General features: G+C 37.2%; 20 protein-coding genes. 10 read left to right on the forward strand and 10 right to left on the reverse strand.

Features of this window, described 5'->3' with window-relative positions:
• Window positions 1–463: hypothetical protein (locus tag ACUVXA_RS03270; protein ID WP_445869803.1), on the forward strand; the 463-nt coding region annotated here is incomplete at its 5' end.
• Window positions 464–795: 332 nt separating this feature from the next.
• Here the strand turns inward: ACUVXA_RS03270 and ACUVXA_RS03275 are convergent.
• Window positions 796–1,107 (reverse strand): hypothetical protein, encoded by a 312-nt coding sequence (locus ACUVXA_RS03275; RefSeq protein WP_445869804.1) that lies wholly within the window; start codon window positions 1,105–1,107, stop codon window positions 796–798.
• A 331-nt stretch (window positions 1,108–1,438) separates the two neighbouring features.
• On the opposite strand from ACUVXA_RS03275, the gene ACUVXA_RS03280 reads away from it, so the two are divergent.
• On the forward strand, window positions 1,439–2,035 hold the full coding sequence (locus tag ACUVXA_RS03280; protein ID WP_445869805.1) for a hypothetical protein: 597 nt from the start codon (window positions 1,439–1,441) through the stop codon (window positions 2,033–2,035).
• Between the two features lie 55 nt (window positions 2,036–2,090).
• On the opposite strand, the gene ACUVXA_RS03285 is transcribed toward ACUVXA_RS03280, so the two are convergent.
• Window positions 2,091–2,792, reverse strand: a complete 702-nt coding sequence (locus ACUVXA_RS03285) for a hypothetical protein (protein WP_445869806.1) — start codon at window positions 2,790–2,792, stop codon at window positions 2,091–2,093.
• Between the two features lie 85 nt (window positions 2,793–2,877).
• Here ACUVXA_RS03285 and ACUVXA_RS03290 point away from each other — a divergent pair, with 85 nt between their 5' ends.
• Entirely contained in the window at window positions 2,878–3,435 is a 558-nt protein-coding gene (locus ACUVXA_RS03290; RefSeq protein ID WP_445869807.1) for a UbiX family flavin prenyltransferase, read from the forward strand.
• A 162-nt stretch (window positions 3,436–3,597) separates the two neighbouring features.
• On the opposite strand, the gene ACUVXA_RS03295 is transcribed toward ACUVXA_RS03290, so the two are convergent.
• Window positions 3,598–3,789 (reverse strand): hypothetical protein, encoded by a 192-nt coding sequence (locus ACUVXA_RS03295; RefSeq protein WP_445869808.1) that lies wholly within the window; start codon window positions 3,787–3,789, stop codon window positions 3,598–3,600.
• Between the two features lie 205 nt (window positions 3,790–3,994).
• Between ACUVXA_RS03295 and ACUVXA_RS03300 the strand changes: the two genes are divergently transcribed.
• A complete protein-coding gene (locus ACUVXA_RS03300) occupies window positions 3,995–4,714 on the forward strand; it encodes a hypothetical protein (RefSeq protein WP_445869809.1) in 720 nt (239 codons plus the stop codon).
• A 35-nt stretch (window positions 4,715–4,749) separates the two neighbouring features.
• On the opposite strand, the gene ACUVXA_RS03305 is transcribed toward ACUVXA_RS03300, so the two are convergent.
• Window positions 4,750–6,099, reverse strand: a complete 1,350-nt coding sequence (locus ACUVXA_RS03305; RefSeq protein ID WP_445869810.1) for a TldD/PmbA family protein — start codon at window positions 6,097–6,099, stop codon at window positions 4,750–4,752.
• Entirely contained in the window at window positions 6,100–7,524 is a 1,425-nt protein-coding gene (locus ACUVXA_RS03310; protein ID WP_445869811.1) for a metallopeptidase TldD-related protein, read from the reverse strand.
• Window positions 7,525–7,672: 148 nt separating this feature from the next.
• Between ACUVXA_RS03310 and ACUVXA_RS03315 the strand changes: the two genes are divergently transcribed.
• Window positions 7,673–8,485 carry a carbon-nitrogen hydrolase family protein gene (locus tag ACUVXA_RS03315; protein WP_445869812.1) on the forward strand — a complete coding sequence of 271 codons (813 nt, stop codon included), beginning with the start codon at window positions 7,673–7,675 and terminating at the stop codon, window positions 8,483–8,485.
• Window positions 8,486–8,571: 86 nt separating this feature from the next.
• On the opposite strand, the gene ACUVXA_RS03320 is transcribed toward ACUVXA_RS03315, so the two are convergent.
• Window positions 8,572–9,057 carry a hypothetical protein gene (locus tag ACUVXA_RS03320; RefSeq protein ID WP_445869813.1) on the reverse strand — a complete coding sequence of 162 codons (486 nt, stop codon included), beginning with the start codon at window positions 9,055–9,057 and terminating at the stop codon, window positions 8,572–8,574.
• A 216-nt stretch (window positions 9,058–9,273) separates the two neighbouring features.
• Here ACUVXA_RS03320 and ACUVXA_RS03325 point away from each other — a divergent pair, with 216 nt between their 5' ends.
• Complete coding sequence (locus ACUVXA_RS03325; RefSeq protein ID WP_445869814.1) at window positions 9,274–9,552, forward strand: eS25 family ribosomal protein; 279 nt, start codon at window positions 9,274–9,276, stop codon at window positions 9,550–9,552.
• Between the two features lie 261 nt (window positions 9,553–9,813).
• On the opposite strand, the gene ACUVXA_RS03330 is transcribed toward ACUVXA_RS03325, so the two are convergent.
• A complete protein-coding gene (locus ACUVXA_RS03330; RefSeq protein WP_445869815.1) occupies window positions 9,814–10,275 on the reverse strand; it encodes a hypothetical protein in 462 nt (153 codons plus the stop codon).
• A gap of 481 nt (window positions 10,276–10,756) precedes the next feature.
• Here ACUVXA_RS03330 and albA point away from each other — a divergent pair, with 481 nt between their 5' ends.
• The 4 genes from albA to ACUVXA_RS03350 all read left to right on the forward strand — a co-directional run bounded on the left by albA (window position 10,757) and on the right by ACUVXA_RS03350 (window position 12,800).
• Entirely contained in the window at window positions 10,757–10,993 is a 237-nt protein-coding gene (albA, locus tag ACUVXA_RS03335; RefSeq protein WP_445869816.1) for a DNA-binding protein Alba, read from the forward strand.
• Window positions 10,994–11,180: 187 nt separating this feature from the next.
• On the forward strand, window positions 11,181–11,495 hold the full coding sequence (locus ACUVXA_RS03340) for a hypothetical protein (RefSeq protein ID WP_445869817.1): 315 nt from the start codon (window positions 11,181–11,183) through the stop codon (window positions 11,493–11,495).
• Window positions 11,489–12,070 carry a YkgJ family cysteine cluster protein gene (locus ACUVXA_RS03345; protein WP_445869818.1) on the forward strand — a complete coding sequence of 194 codons (582 nt, stop codon included), beginning with the start codon at window positions 11,489–11,491 and terminating at the stop codon, window positions 12,068–12,070. The genes ACUVXA_RS03340 and ACUVXA_RS03345 overlap by 7 nt, the downstream gene beginning before the upstream one ends.
• 226 nt (window positions 12,071–12,296) lie before the next feature.
• Window positions 12,297–12,800 (forward strand): E2F family transcription factor, encoded by a 504-nt coding sequence (locus tag ACUVXA_RS03350; RefSeq protein WP_445869819.1) that lies wholly within the window; start codon window positions 12,297–12,299, stop codon window positions 12,798–12,800.
• Between the two features lie 79 nt (window positions 12,801–12,879).
• On the opposite strand, the gene ACUVXA_RS03355 is transcribed toward ACUVXA_RS03350, so the two are convergent.
• From ACUVXA_RS03355 to ACUVXA_RS03365, 3 genes are all read right to left on the reverse strand, one after another.
• On the reverse strand, window positions 12,880–12,999 hold the full coding sequence (locus ACUVXA_RS03355; RefSeq protein ID WP_445869820.1) for a hypothetical protein: 120 nt from the start codon (window positions 12,997–12,999) through the stop codon (window positions 12,880–12,882).
• A 197-nt stretch (window positions 13,000–13,196) separates the two neighbouring features.
• Window positions 13,197–14,345: a hypothetical protein gene (locus tag ACUVXA_RS03360; RefSeq protein WP_445869821.1), complete on the reverse strand. Its 1,149-nt coding sequence runs from the start codon at window positions 14,343–14,345 to the stop codon at window positions 13,197–13,199.
• Window positions 14,326–20,307, reverse strand: a 5,982-nt coding sequence (locus ACUVXA_RS03365) for a hypothetical protein (RefSeq protein ID WP_445869822.1), incomplete at its 5' end; no start/stop codon positions are given. The genes ACUVXA_RS03365 and ACUVXA_RS03360, both read right to left, overlap by 20 nt.

Here is a 20,307-nt window from a genome sequence, read left to right on the forward strand (position 1 = left end):
TCTTCACCGGAAATATGGGAGTTTGGAAACTGATGAGGATTTAGTTTCTGGATTCTTAAGCGCCTTAAGTGATTTTGGTAGAAACATTAGCGGGAAAGAATTAGAAAGTGTTATCTTTAGTGATAAAAAATTTGTATCGATGCCCTCTGAACATTTGATATTTGTATCGTATAGTGACACTGAAGATGATGTAAAAGATGTTCTTAAAGAAATTAAAGATGCTTTTGTTGACTCTTACGGCTCTATTTTATGGTGGACTGGAAATAGAGACGCTTTTCAAGAATTTTTACCTAAGCTTGACAAAATAGTGGGTACAAAGGGAAAAGAAGGAAAATTTGTTCGTAGTGAAGCGGAAGAAATTTTGAACAAATTGAAAGAAGGAAAAATATCACCTAAAGAGGCCACAGACAGAACATTAGAATATTACATCAAAAAATTGCATGAAAATAAAGAGGAGCAATAATAGGCCCAAATTTTAAAACTAAAATATTAGTATGTATTTAGCTGTTGTGATTAAGAGACGGATAATAAGGCTCTAATTGCTGAAAGATGATTTAATTCGCCTTCTTATTTTATTGGCGTTCATCACGGGAGAAAAGAACTAAAAATAGATCCTTTTTCGGAAAAAGGAGGTGTAAAAAGCCAGATCGATTTCCATGAGCTAAATACATACAAACATTATTATTTTTAAGGCTTCCTTAAAAGAAAGATTACTAAGCGGATAGAAGAATTAAATATAGGTTAGGGTCATTTAAAAAATATACATTTTTATTTGCATTTTCTTTGAGAGAAAAATTATAGATAGTCTTCGGCTTTTTCGGTGGTGCTCCATACTTCTGTGCGACTTACGAGTTCTTTGTTTTTTAGGTCTTCTAAAATTTTGTGAAGTTCCTCTTTTGATAATGGTAGTTTTCCCAGAGCCTTACGCGGAGCGTTGAATTCGTTGTACAAGTTTTCAAATATTTTTCTTCCTTTTCCGATAATAGTTAAGAGGGTTAATTCCTCCTCTGTAAGTTTTAAGGTTTCTTTAGGAACGGGGGTTAAACCCTCTTTTACTTCTTTGTATTTTTCTTTCCGGTGTTCTCCACTTTTCTCCTCGTCGTGCAAGTCTGTTTTACCTCCGATAAATGTGGAAATCTTTCACATTTACAATATCTTTTTAGGTACATAAAGGTTATATTTTTAACTTTTATATTCCTAAACCAATTTTTTAAGATATATTATTGTTATAAGTAAATAATTATTTCTAAGATAAGATTAAAAGTATTTATTTTTTTATATTTTATAATTAATTTTTAACAATTCATAAAATTAATAATCGCTAAAAGTCGAATTTTATACATAGTTTATACATGCGTCGTGAAGATCAGAAAGTTAATTCCGATATGCATAAATACCCTTCAACCTAGAGAACCCATAGTGTAGCGGGGCATCTAAAGTGAACATTCTCAATATACGTAGAAAAACCTTCCATATGTTGGTTTTCATTTTCGCTATCTTATACCTGGGAGCTGGCTGGTTACCTGCAGCCACGCTTTCCATCTCAACTCTAGTACTATTTGCTATTGTTGAGGTTTGGAGGCTAAGGGATCCAGATTTTCCTCTTAAAATTATGGTTAATAGAATCATTAAACCAAATGAAAAAAACAGAGTAGCAGCATACTTCTACTTTGTTTTAGCAGCGACAATTCTGATATTTTTGTTTCCCGCTTATATAATGATTATTTCAATAGTTGTAGCAGGAGTTGCCGACGCCGCAGCAGCAATAGTAGGCTATGAGTGGGGCAAACATCATTATGAAGTTGGAGGAAATGTTAAATCCTTTGAAGGGCTTATTGCAGGAGGAGTTGTAGCCTTTCTAATCACATTAGGAACATTGTATTATTTTAAAGGATTCTTCCCAGTAACCTCACTAATCGTGGCAGGCATCTTTGTTGTTCTAGACTACTTCACACCCCCCATAAATGATAACCTACTCAATCCGATAAGTACAGCTATAGCACTTGCTCTCTGCGCTCTAGTACTAACGATTTAATTTATTGTTAAAAACACTTAAATTACTAAAATTGTTTATCAATCTCGAACTCCATTTAATAATTGATCTTGCCTATAATTGCATCTATTCGCGCAGCTCTAGTTTGTTCTCCCTTTTTATAGGTGATGTAGTAGGCGGGCATATAAAATGTGGTCAAGTCGATTTTAGAATTTATGCTCAATATTCTATCAGAGTCTGTAGGTTTTGCCATTAGAGAATTCTTTAACGTTTTAGCAATCTCGTTAAGAGTAATTGAGGGGTCTACTAATTCTTTTTTGTGCTGTTTTAACCAGCTTGAGGTGACCTTTGACTTTCCAGCACTTGGAAGGAAATCTAAAGATTGGGCGCCTCCCATTGGATTAAAGAACCACTTTGCCCCTCTCGTTAGGTTTATTCTTTCCACTCCCGGTATCTTAATTTTTCTACCCACATCTGCCTTTACAGGTTTGATGATAATATTACCAACACTTATGCTGTGAACTGTTTCATCGACGTAAAACTCGTAGTCTTTTTTCCTAATATAATCCAGGTCAGCTTTTCCTTCTGCTAAAATATAAGGTTCGTAAAATAAGCTTATTGCAGAAACTTCTACATTACCCTTACCAAAAACTTTCAACTTATTAGAATTAGCTATCCTTTGAGCATTATCTCTGCTAATTTTCGCCGAGTAGAAAAATTGACTTTTGGTGTTAATTTTTTCCACAATTCTGGATCTAGTTTTTGACTTTAAGTCATAATCCGATAGTTTAGACGACATTTAGAGCCTCCTTTAAGCTTTATTTATAATTAGTACTAAAAATATATGTAACATTTGTCCTAAATGGGTTTCAAGGTGATCCTTTTTGCGGATAATAATAGCAGTTACGGGAGCCAGCGGTGTAATATACGCTTATAATTTGTTAAAGGAGCTAAAAAATCTAAACATTGAAGTTTTCCTCATTATTTCTGAGACTGCCAAGAAGATTATTGAACTAGAAACGGATATTACCTGGAAGGATTTTTCCAACCTCGCATTCAAAAAATTTGATAACTCTGATCTTACCGCAAGTATAGCTAGTGGTTCTTTCCCTATTGATGGTATGGTTATTGTTCCGTGCTCCATGTCTACCCTAGCCGCTGTTGCACAAGGATATTCTGATAATCTGATTCGAAGAGCCGCGAACTGCACACTAAAAGAAAATAGACCACTTATCCTAGTTCCTCGAGAAACACCGCTAAGCTTACCTAACTTGGAAAATTTGGTTAAAACTAAGATGGCGGGTGCGGTAATTCTCCCCGCAATGCCCGGATTTTATCATAAACCGAAAAATTTGGAAGATCTGGTAAATTTTGTAGTAGGAAAAATTTTAGATTTATTAAAATTAAAACATAATCTCTACAAAAGGTGGGGAATTGAGTAAAGCTCAAAAATTTTTTGTTTATAAGTATTTTACTAAAATCTTAAAACTATAGGTTCTTCCTTAAAACTAATAGGAGAGATACATGTTAACGAGTATAGATTCTTATAATGTCAATATCTAAATCTATTAAACATTGGTAGAGTTCTCCGAGATCACCTGTTTTCAAAATGTAATAGGTATATACTTTTTTTCAGAATCTTCTGGATTCTCCACTTCGATATAAATAGTATTGAGTGCAAAAAATCCACAACTGATTTTAGATAACGGAACTTCGACTTGTTTATCCTCATCAATAATTATTATTTTATCCAGATGAATTTCATAGTTGACTCCTTTATTAATAGCTTCTGGCAATGTATGCACCCCAGTTTTAATCAGCTCTGTATTCTAGTTATTCCAGTTTTTGATTTTAGAAATACACCTTTTTTAAATGTTAGATAATTCTAAATTGATAATAATTCGGGATTATAAATTATTAATGTAAAGTTTTTTGTAACTTTTAAGTAGAAGAATGCACTATAATTTTAATAGAATATTTTGAATAATTTGGTGAGTGAGAATGTCTTCAAAAGAAGTATTAGAAAATATAAAAGTTAAACTAAAGGATGTTGTTGATTCTATTAGAGATTTTATGCTTCAACTTGGTAAACTCCGGCAAGACCTACTCGAACTATCCTCGAATATTGAAAAATTAACGATAACTCCAGAAAAAGAAAAAACGATAATGACAGAATTACCAACTCCCCTAACTCCAAAACCACCACCAATTCCGACACCAAAATCAACAGATGGAATAACACAATCACTCAAAACTAGCGAATCTGATCTAACAGAAATAAAAATAGAAGACCAAGAAGTTCCCGAAACATCAACTCAACCTACCCCCTCTCCTATACCTATACAAAAAACAAAGGAGATGCCAGCACATGTAACCACCACAGAACCAGAACCTGTGATAAAGCAGCTAAACATTCAAGCTGAAACATTAGAACCGGTTTCAGAATTAGGAACCTCCGCCATACCCACTAGTGAAGTGATTAGCCTATTGAATGAATTAGAACAAATCTGTGGAGGAAGTTTACCAGCAGAGGAAGTCACAGACAGAATTCAGGCTACCAAAAAAGCTTTACAATCTCTAGTTCTTTATCACCCAGTTTACTACGAGATGGATCAGTTTGCTGCAAAACTAAGATCCACTTCCCCACAGCAACCCCTAAGTCCCACAGATAAAGTTGAATTACTGTCCAATATTCCCCAATGGAAACGAAGAATGATGTAATAATTATTACAATAAGGACACCATTTTGTTAAAGTTCAAGTTTCTCCTACAATTCTTACTTTTTCGAAGCTAATCCAAGGCGCTACTAAGTAGGCAAGTTGTCTAATATTGTTACCAATGCATTTTATGTCTTTAAGCATATTATAGATGTTACCAGCTAGCATAGCTCCTTTAATTGGATTTTTTATTTCGCCTTTTTCAATTTTCCAACAAGGAGTTGCTACAACACTTACCTCACCGGACTCTGAATTACTTGAATGAGCGCCTTGTAAATCACGAATAAAAAATCCATCATCTATTTCGGAAACCATTTTATCGGGATTTTTATCACCCTCTTTGACATATAGGTTTGTTGGACTTATACTAGGCGTTGCCGCATAACCCCCTCTCTTAGCGTTTCCCGTTGATTTGGCTCCTGCCCTTCTTCCGAAATAGTTATCAAAAATAAAACTTTTCAGAATTCCATTTTGAATAATTATAGTTTTTTGACTGGAGGTACCTTCGCCATCAAAAGCACATGTGCTAAGTCCTCTTTCCATCACTCCATCATCTTCAATAGTCAAAATTTCAGAAGCAACCAAAGTACCTATTTTATCCTTATAAGCCGATTTATCCCGAATAATATTATCACCGCTTATAGTTGGAACCAAAGTATAAGTTAAAAGGCTGGTTAAAGCGTCCTGAGCCAATATAACCGGATAAACCCCAGTCTCCACTTTTTTAGGCCTAAGAGAATCAATTGCCTGACGAGCTGCCTCACGACCAACATTCTCGGGATTAATATTTAATGAACGCTTATAATCAGACTCACTACACTCAGGCGTAACCTGATAACCCTCTCGCGCAATAGTACCCATCACACACCCTATCATCGTGCCTTTTTCAGACACCTCCACCCCGTGATTATTTATAATACCACGCACCGCATATCCAGAACCCACTCCGCCCCAAAATGGCATTACTCTCCTATCATACTCACTGGCCGCTTGGAGCATCCTACCAGTTATCTCAACCATGTCTTCAACCGAGAGCTCTATTATTCTCTTATCGTATATCCCTCTAACTACTGGAAAAGAACTAGGATAAGGAAGTTCAGACCAATTACTATCTGGTTTACCAGACCTAGCTATCTGTATTGCTTTTTCAGTGATTTCTTCCAATTTCTTTTTTTCCAAACTATTACAGAAACCAAAACCAACAGCTTTATTGATAACTGCTCGAACTCCAATCCCACTGTCAAATATACTATGACTGCTAGTTATCTGCCCAAGTCTAACCTCTATTTCAAACGACTTACCAGACGCAACATACACTTCTACCTCATCCGCACCCATTCGCTCCGCCAGAGGAATCAAACCCTCTACACTGCCCAAAATTTCACTCATTCAATCCGCTCCTCCTACAATAAGATTCCTAACCCTAATGGGAGGACCTCCATCAGAGACGTAGGCCACTTGCCCCTTTCCACAACGTCCGCTACGCAGTTCAAAATCCTTTCCCACAGCATCCACCTGCCGTAGTGTTTCTAAAGTGTTTCCACTTATTGAAACATTTCTTACTGGTTCACCCAGTTCACCATTAACAACTTCATAAGCTTCTTGAATTCCAACTTGAAAGGTCCCGTCAAGATTAGCTTGACCTCCCCTAAAGCTAACCAGATAGTATCCAAAATTAATGTCTTCGAGAAGTTCTTCAAAATTATAGTCTCGAGGAATAATGTAAGTATTTCTCATTCTTATTAAGGGAGGAGAACGAAAATCCTCGGCACGCGCATTCCCGGTTGGCTTTGCATTAAACTGGGCGATCATCTCAGTGGGCACCATTAAATTCTCAAGTTTCTGCATTTTGGCCGAGTGTTCCCTATCATACATTAATCCAACCACATAACCATCCTTCAAAAGAACCGTTTTCTGAGATTTTACTCCCTCATCATCGTATTTGAAGCTACCAAATCCCCTCTCAATAGTACCATCGTCATAAATGGTCACAAGAGGCGATGCGATACGCGTTCCCAATTTTTTTGCAAGAACACTCCCCGAAATGGTGAGGTCCGCCTCCGCAAGATGACCAAATGCTTCATGAGCAAATGTGCCAGTTACATCTGATCCCAGAACAACGGGAAACGAACCACCCTTCGGCGTCTTGGCTTTAATCTGTTTTATTAGACGCTCAGCGAGACGCTCACCAATAGTCTCGGCAGAAGTTTCTTTCAAGAAGCCAAATCCTTTAGTGGATCCTAATTCTTCTCTATTTGAAGCGAACACTTCACCTTTTCGAGCAGTTGCGAATATTCTACTCCAAACGTATAGAACATCCTGCTCGATTACAGTTCCCTCACTATTGACGTACCATTTCTTCCCGGTGATGTCAGCATAATCTATGGTGCAGCTGCGAATAATCTTATCATAGTTTAGAACATAATCATTAAGCCTAGAAAATAGTTTTAATTTTTCTTCAATGTGAATATCTTTAGGATTTATATCCGGTTTTAATATTACTCGGTCTTCCACTACTTCGCTTTCTGAGAGGTTTACCGGTTCTCTAATGCGTCTACTCGTGATGATTGCCATTTTAACAGCGTTCTCTGTTGCTTCTCTTAATTCGGACTGAGCATTTACAGTGGCGAAGCCCCAACTGCCACGAGCCAGAACCCGGATAGCAAAACCGGATTCGATGCCTTGTTTAATAGATTCCACTCTTCCATCTTCTATATGAAAAACAGTTGCGTCTGAATCCTGTTCTCTAGCCTCTACAAATTCAGCACCCAAGTCTTGCCCATAATTCACAATCTCCATTAGCAAGTCTTTCAAGGTGAAGCCTCCGTATATTAAAATCATTTTCATATGATTTTCACTGAAAATATCATAGGAAGTGAATTGTTTTTAACTTAAGTGGGGAAAATATCTATAAGACTATCGTTTAATTGTTAAAAGGTACGCGCCCTGGTGGTTTTAAGAAATGAAAGTAAGGGTAGCCGCGATACAGATTCTGAAAGAAGAAACAAAACAAAAAAACATTGAGAAAGCATACAAACTTGCCAAAGAAGCAGCCAAAAATGAAGCCGAATTTATTTGTTTTCCTGAAAAGTGGAACATTAAAAACGGAGATCCTACCAAAGATTCTGAGGATGAGAATGGCCCTAGTATAAGATGTTTGGAAAGAATTGCCACTGAAAATGGTGTCTACGTGTTAGGAGGTTCCATTTGGGAGAATCAAGACAAAAAATATTACAACACCTCCCGATTATTCGATAGAAATGGAAATTGCATTGGGATACATAAGAAAATCCATCTATATAAGTTTGAAAAAATGATTTTCACCGCAGGGACAACGCTGGAACCTTGTAAAACGGAATTTGGTAAAGTAGGTATGACAGTATGTTTTGATCTGGCTTTTCCAGAAGTTTCCAGAATACTAACCCTTAAAGGAGCGGATATAATATTTAACCCGGCATTCATACCAGAACCCGGTATAGAAAACTGGCATATTTACCTCAAGGCTAGAGCTCTAGAAAACAGGATTCCTATAGTTGCTGTTAATGCGGTAAGCAATGAGCGAAGTCAAATATGGCCCGGTTACAGTTTGATAATAGATTTTAAAGAGGGATATGAAAGCCCCTCAAAGTTAGAACTAACCACAGCATCAAGTAGAGAGGAAATTATTATCGCGAATCTGAATTTAGATCACACCCGCAAAATCAGGGAGATTCGCCTATCAGAACGTAGTGAAATAGATAAAAAAATCTTCGAAAATTTGAAATTTAACAAGTGAACCAAGTTTGAAAAGCCAATAATCATTTTAATAAGAAAAAGAACTTTCCAACTGGGTTAAATTAATTCCTTAAATTAATATTAGGATTAATCTACAACAATACTTAGTCGACACTGTGGCCGTTTTTTAGTTGTTAGTCTACGGCAACTAGCTCTTGCATGTGGATTAATCAATTTTGCCGCAGTATTTTCGCCCTCAGATAATATTTCGCACACTTCAACATTACTCTTAGTCTTAATAAAGGGACAATACTTAATATCAATCTCACAATTTTTTGAACCAATTTCTAAAACATAATACTCTTCTCCTAGAAGAGCCCGCCTTGCAATGATCATTGATGCAATAGAAGCCGCATCATTACTCAATATATTAAAAAACCTCTTATATCCCAAGAGAAGGCTACCGACCCTATTCTTAATCAATTCCTTACATAATTTAAGTCCCTCATCCCCAAATTCTTCTATAATAGCGGTTATGAAAGATACACACAAGTCATGCAACTCCATTCTTAACAGCCACACCTTCTCCAGCTCTGAAGGTTCATACCCCAAAATGTTTTTATGGACTTCCAAAACAATCTACTCCATAATTTAAAAGAACTAATTCCACATAGTAAAGCTTCAAGAAATTTTTACATAATAATAAACAGTTATCTAGTAAAATAGTTAACCCCCGTTGACCAACCAAAAACATCAAAATAAACAAAAAAACCAATATTCGAATTATCAATTATAGAAATCCTTTTAACAGAAATAATAACTGTTCTAAGATAACTGGTGGTGAACAAAGTGAGCAAGAAAAAATGGACAAAAGAGCCAAAAGTAGTAGAAAAAGAAATAAGGAACATATTAATAGACGACGAACTAAAATCAACGATAGAAGAAGAAATCCCAAAAATGAAAATGATTACCCCAACCGCCATATCAGGAAAATACAATATAAGAATAAGCATAGCAAAAGAAATAATCAGTAACCTAGAGAACAAAGGAAAAATAAAACTGGTAGAAAGCAACCGAAGAATAAAAGTCTACACACCCACAGAAAAGACCAAAAAAAAGGAGAAATAAAAGCATTAAATCCCCACCACTAATAACACATAATATCCCCCAAAATACAACTCCAAAAAAATAGAGGCAAGCTAATTACTTCTTAATTCAAAAATTAACTTTTAACAATCCATAATACAAACTATAAAACAAACCACGAATATTGGAACAAAATAAACAAGAAACCAATTTTTAAAAAAATTGAAAAAATAACCTTTCTCCATTCAAAAAAATTTGCATAAAAATTGTTTTTTTCACGGTAAGGAAGTAGAAAAGTAGGTTTCAAATAATTACAAACGCATCCTTAATTTCTTCACTCACCAACACGTAAATTAACACCAATAAGCTGGCAAAAATTAACGGAAGAGACATAAACTCTATCAGAAACAGGGCAGAAAAAACAAAAATCACAACCGATTGTAATACAGCCAAATAATATGCCCAAGATTTAAGACTAGAAAACAAGTAAAAAACGTACAGACTAAAAATACCCCAACCAATCAGAAAAACAAGCCTCAAAAAATTAATATTTATCCAAAACTGCAACATCGAATTCAAACCAAACACAAAAAGAAAAGTACCCGGATCTCTAGAAAAGGATAAAAGCAAACTAGTCAAAGGCAAGAAACCCTCCAACTGCAACCAGAAAAGCAACGTTAAAATTCCAAAAATAAGCATCACAACGCCTTCAAGGAAAAGAATAATAGACACCAAAACAACATTTAAAGGCGATTTTCCAGACATCTCAGAACACCATAAACTACTATTGCCTATAAATTTTGATATTCACACATTTAAGTTTGATTGTCCCAATCACACTTAATTCAGTAGTTTCAAAAAAATTCAATAAATCCAGTGCAAAAAAACTACAAAGTCTGGGAAGTAGCAGAAGAGGCTCTAAAGCACATTGAGAAAAACAAATATTTAAAATATGATGTGAGGAAAAAAATTTTTGCATAAATTCAACAAATTTCCTCAAAAATACTAATAATCGCATTAAAGCATTCAAAAAGGATTAAAAAAGAAAAATTTAAATCATAAATAAAAGAATAAACTAATAAAGAAATATAAAAAGAAGGGGAATAATACAACAAAGGGAGGTCCACAAATGGCGAAAAAACCAGCAAAAAAGAAGAACGAAGAATTAGACAGCGTACCAGAAGAACAGATGGTCTTCATTGGAAAAAAGCCGACAAAGTAGTTTCACTTTTGTGTTCTACGTCGATTGAATTATGTTTTGGCTTGTGTTATTCAGTTTAATCAGGGCGCTAAAGAAGTTAGGATTGTTGCCCGTGGTAGAGCGATTTCTAAGGCTGTTGATGTTGCGGAGATTGTGCGTCAGCGTTTCCTGCCTGAGGGCGTTAAGTTGGGTAAGATCGTTACGGGTACTGAAATTCTGGGAACTACTGCTGATGATAGGCGTAATGTTTCTACTATTGAGATTCAGCTCCTAAAAGCTTAAAAGGTTTGGATTAGTGTATTTACATGGCAATAAGTTATTAATTTAACACTTCTATTTTAGGTAACTTTTTAGATCCGGGTTTTTGGATATTGAAGTGAATAAACGTTTTTCTGTAACAGATTCGTTTGTTTGGAAACTGTGTAACTGTGCTTTAATGAGTCAGTATAAATTTATGCTGGGATTAGATTTGGCAAGTACTAAAAGGGAAGATTTAGATAAAAAATCTAGCAAGTATAATGAGCCGATTTTAGTGGAAACTAAGGTTTTAAATGATTTTAAATGTGGTAATTGTGGTGTGCCGCTCTTAATCCATGTTTATTTTAGTGGAGATAATTTTGAGCGAGTAGTGGAGTGCAAGGGTTGTGGTATTAGTTTTCCGCTAGAGGGGAATAACAAGTCTGCGGATGCTAACGCGGACCCCGCTAGGAAGGCTGTTGGTGTTAAAAAGGATACTGGGGATAAAAAGGAGACTATGGTTGAAAGGCTAGTGAAGACATGGTGAAAAGAGCTAGGTTCCAGTGCGTCCAGTGTGGGAATTGTTGTAGGGATAAGAATTCTATAATAACGATTACCCATAAAGATATTTCCCGACTTGTGAATTTTCTGAAGTGTGATTTCAAGGAGCTCTTATCGAAATATGTTGGGTTTTATCAGATTGAGGAGAAATTTGAGGAACGCTTGGTTTTCCCAGCTATTTCCACCTATAGAGGTAATGCTTTTTTGGGTTTGAGGAAGAAAAGTGATGGTTCCTGTGTTTTTTTGAATGATAATCTCTGTGAGGTGTACCCAGGAAGGCCTATGGTTTGTCGAAGTTTCCCTTTTGTTTTTAGTGTTAAGAATGGTTGGCTTTCTTGGGGATTTATGGCGAGAGCAGAGGACATTTGCCCTGGGTTAGGAAAGGGCGAAATAGTTTCTGAAAAAAGTTTGGAAAAGTTTGGAAAAAAAATACTTGATGAAGTTGAGGAATTTAAGAAAATTGTTACATATTGGAATAGTCAAGTGGAGATTGAGCAACAGGATCCGGTTTTGCTGGTGATGTCTTTTTTCGAAGCTAAATTTCCTTCCCAATCAACTTAAACAATCTAGATTTGTAGGGTGGCTGCTTTTAGTATTTTTGGCTTGTAGTCTATATTGAAAGCTAGGTTATAGAAAAATTTTTTAGATAGATTTGGTTTATCAAAGATTAGACTGGTAGCAAAAACTGGATAAAGGGTTATGATTACCATTTTTAGTGTGAGGACAATATTTAATAACATAGTTCACCATTATGAGTAATACTTCTAATTAGGGGAGTGAAATTGTAGTGAAATTGGAGGAATCAGCTCGGAAGGCATTTGAAATCTTGAGAGAAGCAGGCGATAAGGGAATCAGTAATATTGAGTTGGCACAGAAACTTAAAGTTCCAAAAAGACGGGTTTACGATATTATAAATCCTCTTAAACCCTTAGGACTAATTGAATTAAAAAAAGAAAAAGGAAAAACAAAAATCTACTGGTCAGCGAAAAAGGAGGCAATGCTACGACCAGAAAAAAGAGAAATTACCGGAAAAGAAGAAGAACGTTTAAAAATTGAGACTGTAAAATTGAAAGAAAAGGAAAAGTTTATTGAGCCGGAGTTGGGAGAGCAAGGAGAGGAAAGTTACAAATTTAATTATTCAGTTCTTAAAATAAGTTGTGACAACCCGGCAAAATCTTGCAGTGTATACCATGATGGATTCGAGGTGATTGTTGAAACTGATGGCGAAAGTTTAATAGTGAAAACTGAACCGCAGAAAAGAAAGACGCCCAAGGTACAAACAGTATTTTAATCCTTAAACATCGCCAAATTAAAAAATTGAATAAAATTAAAAATCATAACATACTAATAGAAAATTGTGTAGTAGATATTTAAATAAGCTCTATTTTGATTATGTTACCCCTCTTCACTTTTTCAAACATTTCAAGATTCCTAGTAACCTTCCCCACAATATTCACCTCAGAATAAGGCTCAATCTTATCGACGAACAAAGGGTATCTTCATATTCCAGTCTTGTACTCTTATACAGTCTAACCTTTCGACTCCCTGCCGCATTTTTTTAGCGCGTGATTAATAACTAAGCCTCAGGTTACGGTGTGGGATGATGTTCGCTGTGTTGAGGTTATGGAGGAAATAGTTGAAAAATTGAATACGATTGATTGAATGCAACCATGGTCTTGGGCATTTTTTAGTCGTCAAGAACATCTAGATCCAGCGGGTAGCCGTCTGCTATTCCTCTCCACCAGTATTCTTTTTCTTCTCCTTTTGTCTGGTTTGGCTTTGTTTCTATTTTGAAGTATAGCTCTGCTGTTTCTACTGCGATTTCTGCCTCTTCTTCTGTTGTTTTACATTTTTCTGCTAGTTTTTTTACGAGTTCCGTGTGTTTCACGTATTTTTGTCCGTTTTTTTCTGCTTGTTGGAGTAATTCTTTTATGTCTTTGAATTTAATGTTCCATGTGGCGTTTGTTTCTCGGATTCCTTCTTGGTATATTCCTTCGCAGTATTTCATTTGCAGGTATTTCTGGTATTCTTCATATCTCCATATGTCTGGGTGTGTTATTACGTACACTTTTTGTTCCATTTCAATTGGGGAGTAGCTTAGACATTTTTCTTGTTCTAATTTTTTGATTATTTGTTCGGCTTGGTCTTTTGTGTATTTTTTCTTTGTCAGTCGTTCTATAAGTTCAGTGGTTTCTAGGTGATCCGTTTTTGCTTCGTTATATAATTCTTTTATTACTTTCTCCAATCCCTCGGGTTCGATGTTTAGGTGATTATATGCCAATCCCCACTCGTACCTGTACGCTGGTATTTTTTCAACATCAACACCTGTGTCCAGTATGTGTTTCTTAATGTATTTTTTAATGAGTTCTTGTATTTCACTTTCACTATATCCTCTCTTCTTCATTTCTTGGAGGAATTCGGTTTCTCTTATCTGTTCCACATTTCTTGTAGCATAGATTTCTCTTATTTTATGTTCGGTTTCATCTGTTTCATCCACCATGTCTTGTGGTACGTAGTCCCTTGGTTCCATTTCCCATCTTCTTTCGACTTTTGGTTCAAGTTTATCATAGTGGTATTTAACCAATTTATCTTCACTAGTTATTAGGTAGCTGGTCGTTGTTGTATTATTTGAACGTATGTGTTCTATTTCTTCAAAATAGGGTATTATCACTTCTTCTACGTGTTCCGTTAGGATTTTTTCCGCCTCTTCATCGGTGTACCCCGCTTCCTTTAGTTTTTGCTTGAGTTCTTCGCGTGAGTACCTTTCCCATGTGTCTTTTTTTATTATCTCTCTAAATAGGTTTTGTATAATTTCCTTAGCCTTCTTTAAATTCAATGCCTATCTCTCCCATGTTTATTTCTAGGCTTTCTTTTCTTGCCATTTTTTCCTTTACTATGGTTTTTATTCTCCCCCATATTTTCTTTATTACTCCCACTTTGGGCCGTGTAAGAGTCCATCTGATCACATATCTGTCTTTGTTATTTGGAAATAGTAGGACTTCGCATTTTACAGTTGAGGGCATCCCTTTAACTTTGACTTTTTCTCCATTTACTAGTAGTTCTACTGTTTTTTGGGCGATTCTTCTTTGTTTTTCTAGAATTTTTTTGGGGAGGTTGAATTTGTCTCTTACGTTTTGAGGCAATGAATAAAAAGAGAGGGCATAGCATTCTTCACGATTGCATGTTGTTTTTCTTTTGTTACTTATATTCCAGATTTCTCTCAAGTTATCTGGTTTTAACTTTATTTCCTCATCAATCTGGGTATAGGATTCTACGGCTTCTTCGTTTTTGTACATCAATTCTTTATATCCTGGAAATCCGTTCAATATTTTGTGCAGTATCCTTGTTCCCTCTGAATTTATAGTTATTTTCCATATTCCTGTTACTCTATAAGGTCGAACTTCTAGTATTTTTAGTTTGAGTTTTACATATTGTTTATTTTTTGCATTTATCTTTTCTTTTTCTGTTTCGAGGAGTTCTTTTATCATTGTAGCAGAGTCTTCAAGGAAGTAGTGTTTTTCTTTTTCTAGTAATTTGGGCGATTTTTCAGTGAATGTTATGTGTATGCCTCTGTGTTCTTCATTGAATTTACCTTTATCATCGGATTTGCTTTTGTGGCGTTTTTGGCGTTCTTTTAGGTATTCTTCTATTTCTTTGGGTGTGTTAAAGTTTAGACCTTTTTGTTGGAGTATTTCTTTTGTTTCTTGCCAGCTTATTGGTATATCGCGAGTCATAATTATCGTCGTCATTTTTCCTGGGTGTCCTTCGCTGAGTATTAGTCCTCTTATGAATTCTATTTTCTTTTCTTTGTTTCCTTCTCTGATTTTTTCTGGCACTCTAGTGTTTTTTCTGGTTTGTTTGCCTAGACTTTTTCCTGCTCTTAGTAGTGTTTGTGATACAGCGTCATACCAAAAGAGAGTATGCATACGACGAGATCTACTTACGTATTCGCCTTTATTTGGGCTATATCCATATATTCTATTTGATGCTTCCTGCATTATTTTTATATATTCTACTTCTGTGTTGGAGAATCCTGAGTTTAAATGTTTAAATCTAATTCTTCTATACCTCATTCTAGTTAGATGGCCATCGGTATTAATGCCAGCTATGAATAGTGCTCCATCTGGACTGTCTAGGCTTGTTGTGTGCACTTCTCCTTTCTTTCCCTTTATTTCTCCTACTTGTGTTATGTACTTGCCAATTTCATTGATGTCTGTGTTTGTGTAAAGTGCTAGTTTGAGTAGAATGCCCACCTGTAACTTGCTTTCGTTGATGCAATGGAAATAATTGGGTGCAGTTTTTAATATTTCTTCAAGCTTATTCATAGAACCCGCTTTTTTCTTCCCTTCTTTCAACATATATTGTATGATGTTCATTTTATCTTTGTATAACTTGCTCCCATCTATTTCTATGAATGTACGGGGTGATTGTAGGTACCATGGTGTTTCTAAAGAACTTAGCTTTATTTTTAATTCGGGTATGTTAGTGATGACTCCTTCACCATCTTTTCGTTTGTGGATGAAAGTTAATTTAATCTGTTCAAATTTGTTAGGATCTGTAATTGTTATTCTCTCGGCTATCGTGTTTTCGTTAATTATTTCTGTTGTTTTTTCATAAGAGTCCCAGGGTGCAAGTTTTAATCCATTTTTTCTGTAGTGTAGTTTTAAGAATTTTGTTTCTAATCCTAAATTTTTACAGATTTTTTCAAGGTCTTCTATTGGTATTTCTCTTCGTCCCCTAAGGTATTCCCTAATTTTGTCAGGAGATAGGTCTACCATTTTTGCAAGTTTTTCAAGATATCCAAAACCTTGTTTTTTTAAGGTTTCGTTCAGCTCTTGCAGTATTTCTCTGGAGAGGATAATAGATTCTTTTTTTGTGATTTTCCCTTTTTCCAAGAGGTCTTCTATAGTTTTTTCCATCAAGATATGGAGATTTTCCCTATCCAAGAAAGCGAACAGGGCATAGAGGTCGCTTACATATGCCCAACCTGTTTCTCTCATTTCTTGGATTATGCCTTTGTTTAGGTCTGCTCCTAGACTATTAAGTTCCAATGCCAATTGTTGATAGGTCGGTTCTTTATTTTGTTGTTCTAATTTTTTTACTGCTTGGTTAAGTAGATTTTTTAGCCCATTCCCCCCCTCTGTTTCGACATTGGTTTTTACTGTTGGTTGGTGGAACCATTCGCCTGTGGTTATATCTGTTCCGTATTCGTATGCTTCCCACGGGTTTTGGGGGTTCTGTAATAGTAGTGTGTTTTTATGGGTTCTCAAATATTTTATTCCCATTACTTTTAGTGTATGTTCTATTTTGTGAAGGGTTTCCCAAATCCTTGTTTTTTCGTAGAGTTTTAATACAGGCCAAGGGTTTAAGCTTCCTCCTGCCCACTCATGGAAAGGTATAAGAAATGAGGTCACTATCTTAGGGTTTTTGTCCCTTTCTATAGGGTGTAAATACTCGGATATTTTTAATAGTTCCTCAAGGTTTATATTTTTCGATTTTATTTTTTCCACCAGTTGTGTGAGATCAAAGATTTTGTCAACCTTTTCTTGACTTCCAGCCTTTTCGAGGACTCTACTAATTAATGAGTATAGCTTCTGCCCCGATACTCTGTAGGTTTCAAAGTTTTTTACCGAAACTTCTATTACTGGTTTTTCCCTAAGAAGCCATTCAAGGACTTTTGAAATTTCCTCTGAGTTTATTCTATCTTTTATCCTTTCTAAATCTTCTAGTCCCTCTTCCTCTTTTTCGGTTCTTAAACGGTAATAATAGTTACTACTAGTGCCGGTTCTTACAAGAATAGAGTTTTTACCGTCACCATAGATTTTTCCGATTATCTGTACAATATTGTGTTTTTTCTTATTTTGTCCGAAAAGACTAACATATTTTTCCCAAACATCCGAAGATGTAAACCAACCATGTTCAAAATATTTTAGTAAAATAAATTCTACTTTTTCCTTTAATTTTCTTGTAGCATCACACCTGAATTTTATTCCTAATCTCTTTGCACGTTTATATACTGTATTTTTACGTGCACCTAATTGTTTGGCTACCTCCGCTTGGCTTAGTCCCTGCTTATGTAGTTCTATCAGTTGTTCGTCAGCAAACTTCCTACTAGCTGGGCTTTTCAAACCTAACCTTCTCAAATGTACGTATATAGTTTTTGTATGCACTCCCAGTCTTTCAGCCATCTCATTTACATCTAATCCTCTCTCGTAAAGTTGGATTAACTGCTCATCAGTAAACTTCCTTGCTGAGGTTTTCAGTCCTAATCTTCTCATGTGTTGGTATATGTAACTATTCTCCCTTCCCTTCACCCCCAGTTGTTTGGCTATTTCTTTTACTGTTAATCCCTGTTTGTATAATTGTGTTAATTGCTCATCGGTAAACTTTCTTTTGGCGTTTCTCTGGAATTTTATTCCTAGTTTTTTTGCGTGCTTGAATACAGTGGTTCTATGTACTCCTAGTTGTTCGGCTACTTCCTCTCCGCTTGGTCCCTGTTTGTGTAGTTCTATTAGCTGTTTGTCAGTAAACTTTCTCTTCCCTTTGATATGCTCTTCAGTTATCACTACTTGGTCAAGCTGATCTAATCGGCTGCCCATTTCTATTAGGGGCTCAAGCAACCGCTCCAACTGCGAAAGGAAGAATGCTTCCTCCGTTAGCCTAGTCAGTATGTACTCGGTATTCTGCTCAAGCAGTCTCCACCACTCATCAATCTCCTCCCCCGTCTCGTAGACGTACTCAAGCGCCGCTCGGAGTATCTCCTCATCCAGGCGTTGCCTTGCGAACTCCTCGTTTACCCGGAACCCGAAAATCAGCCTCCCGGTTTTCCTCCTAACCCACTCAAAAAACTTCTCCATACCCCCGGCCTTCCGAAACGCCTCCACAAGAATCTCAAGAACATCCACAAGCGACGCCACCCGGCCTCTTCTCCCCCAGGGGTCCACCCGACCATCGTACAGAAAGACGAGGAGTTCCCCCCTCTCTAACACCTCGTAAATCTCCTCTATTGCGGCGGCGAGCTTAGAATCGGGATTCATTCCCAAACGCTTCCAGATCTCCAGCAGCCTCCTCTCCACCGGGTCAACCTTCTTATCATCCTCAGCCCTAGTCAGAGAGTATTTGTTATGCATCATGATTGCGTCAAAAATCCACTGCTCCAACAAACCTTTATCTTCCAAGTACTTTCCCATTAACTGCCCTAGGTAGGCGTAACCCTTTCTCCTTAACTCCTCCTCAGAAACCGCACCACGCTCGCCCTCCTCCACCACCTTTGAACCCTGGTCGCCCCTCTCCCGATCTTGGAGCGATTCCACCCCCATTCGTCTAAAGAGTTCCATTACTTTTTGAACCATTCCCTGAACCCTTCTCTCAACACCCTGCGCTTTCTCCACAAATCTTAAGACCGCTCCAAACAGCTCCATGGGCACCTCGTTGCTCAACAGCATGTTAAACAAAAGCTCTACCGTCACTTCTCCGGCCTTCATTTCCCTGAGCAACTCCACACACTTCTCTTCACCTCCCACTTTCCGTATCGCCTCATCCAAAAGGTTGAGAAACTCAGACCTGGGAAGAGAGTACGCCACACCCTTCAAAATGTTCCGAACCAGGATGAGAAAGTCCTCAAGCCCAAGCTCCTGCTCCTGTTCTACCTGTTGCTCCTGTTCCCCTGGTTCTGGCTCGGTTTCCTCCGAATTCTCTTCTTGCTCCTGTTCCTCAAGTGGTGCTGGAGCGGTGCCAGCACCAGACTCTGCTTTTAAAAGTCCATTGGTGTCTTTATCATCACTCTCCTCTCCGTCCTCTTCTTTCGCCAGAAACTCTAATGCTAGATAAACCTCTTTTGGAATTCTACGCTCCACAAAAAGCATTTCGTTCAGCATTTCACGGTCAAGTTCAACCTCCCGCTCTCGCAGTTTCTTATAGTACTCCTCCTCTCCCCACCTAAAAACTCCCTCCCCAACCATCCTCAAAACATCTTTAAGGGAAAAACTTTCATCCTCTCCCACTTCCACAAAAACAGCTTTCTCACCCCCCTCAGTAGACATATCCTCACCAGCTTCACTGACGCTAGAAATTTCATCAATTCTTTCAGCAGTATCCTCAGAGGACATCTCCTTAGTAGAGGTACCTTCACTGGTTTCACTAACACTAGACTCATCGGTTTCGCTAACGCCAGAAGCCTCATCAACTCTTTCAACAGCATTCTCAGAGTTCTTATCCTCAGTAGAAACGCCTTCACCGATTTCGCTGACACCAGAAGTTTCATCAACCCTTTCACCAGCATCCTGTAAGGTTTTCTCAGAACCCCCCTCACCATCCTTCACTAAACCATTGATTCCTTGAGTTTTATCACCAGCCTCAGCGTCTGACGGCAAATACACCAACTCTGTAAATTCACCCTTACAACGGTAATCATTCCTTGAACCACTATCCCCTTGATCTCCGAACAGCATCTTCATCCCCTGTTGCGGACCTGTTCCTTCTCCGCCCTGCTTCCCAGTCGAGGACTCGGCCTTACCCTTTGCGCCCTGCTCTTCTCCCCCCTCTAGGGGGAAAAACGTGGTGAAAGAACTTTTTCCGTTTATTCCGCCATCCCTTCCCGGTCGAAACTGAACCACATCAGTTCTCGCAAATATGCCTAGCGATTTTCGCCCCTGCCCTTCAGAATCACCTCCCCCAAACGGTTTGCCCTCGCCTTCACCGCAGTCTTTCTGAAAAATCAGCCACCGGGTATCCCTTATAGTGGGAAACCGTTGTCCGAAACTTACCCATCTAGGACACTTCCAGATGGTGTTCGGTTC

It is taken from the genome of Candidatus Jordarchaeum sp. (assembly GCF_052745115.1).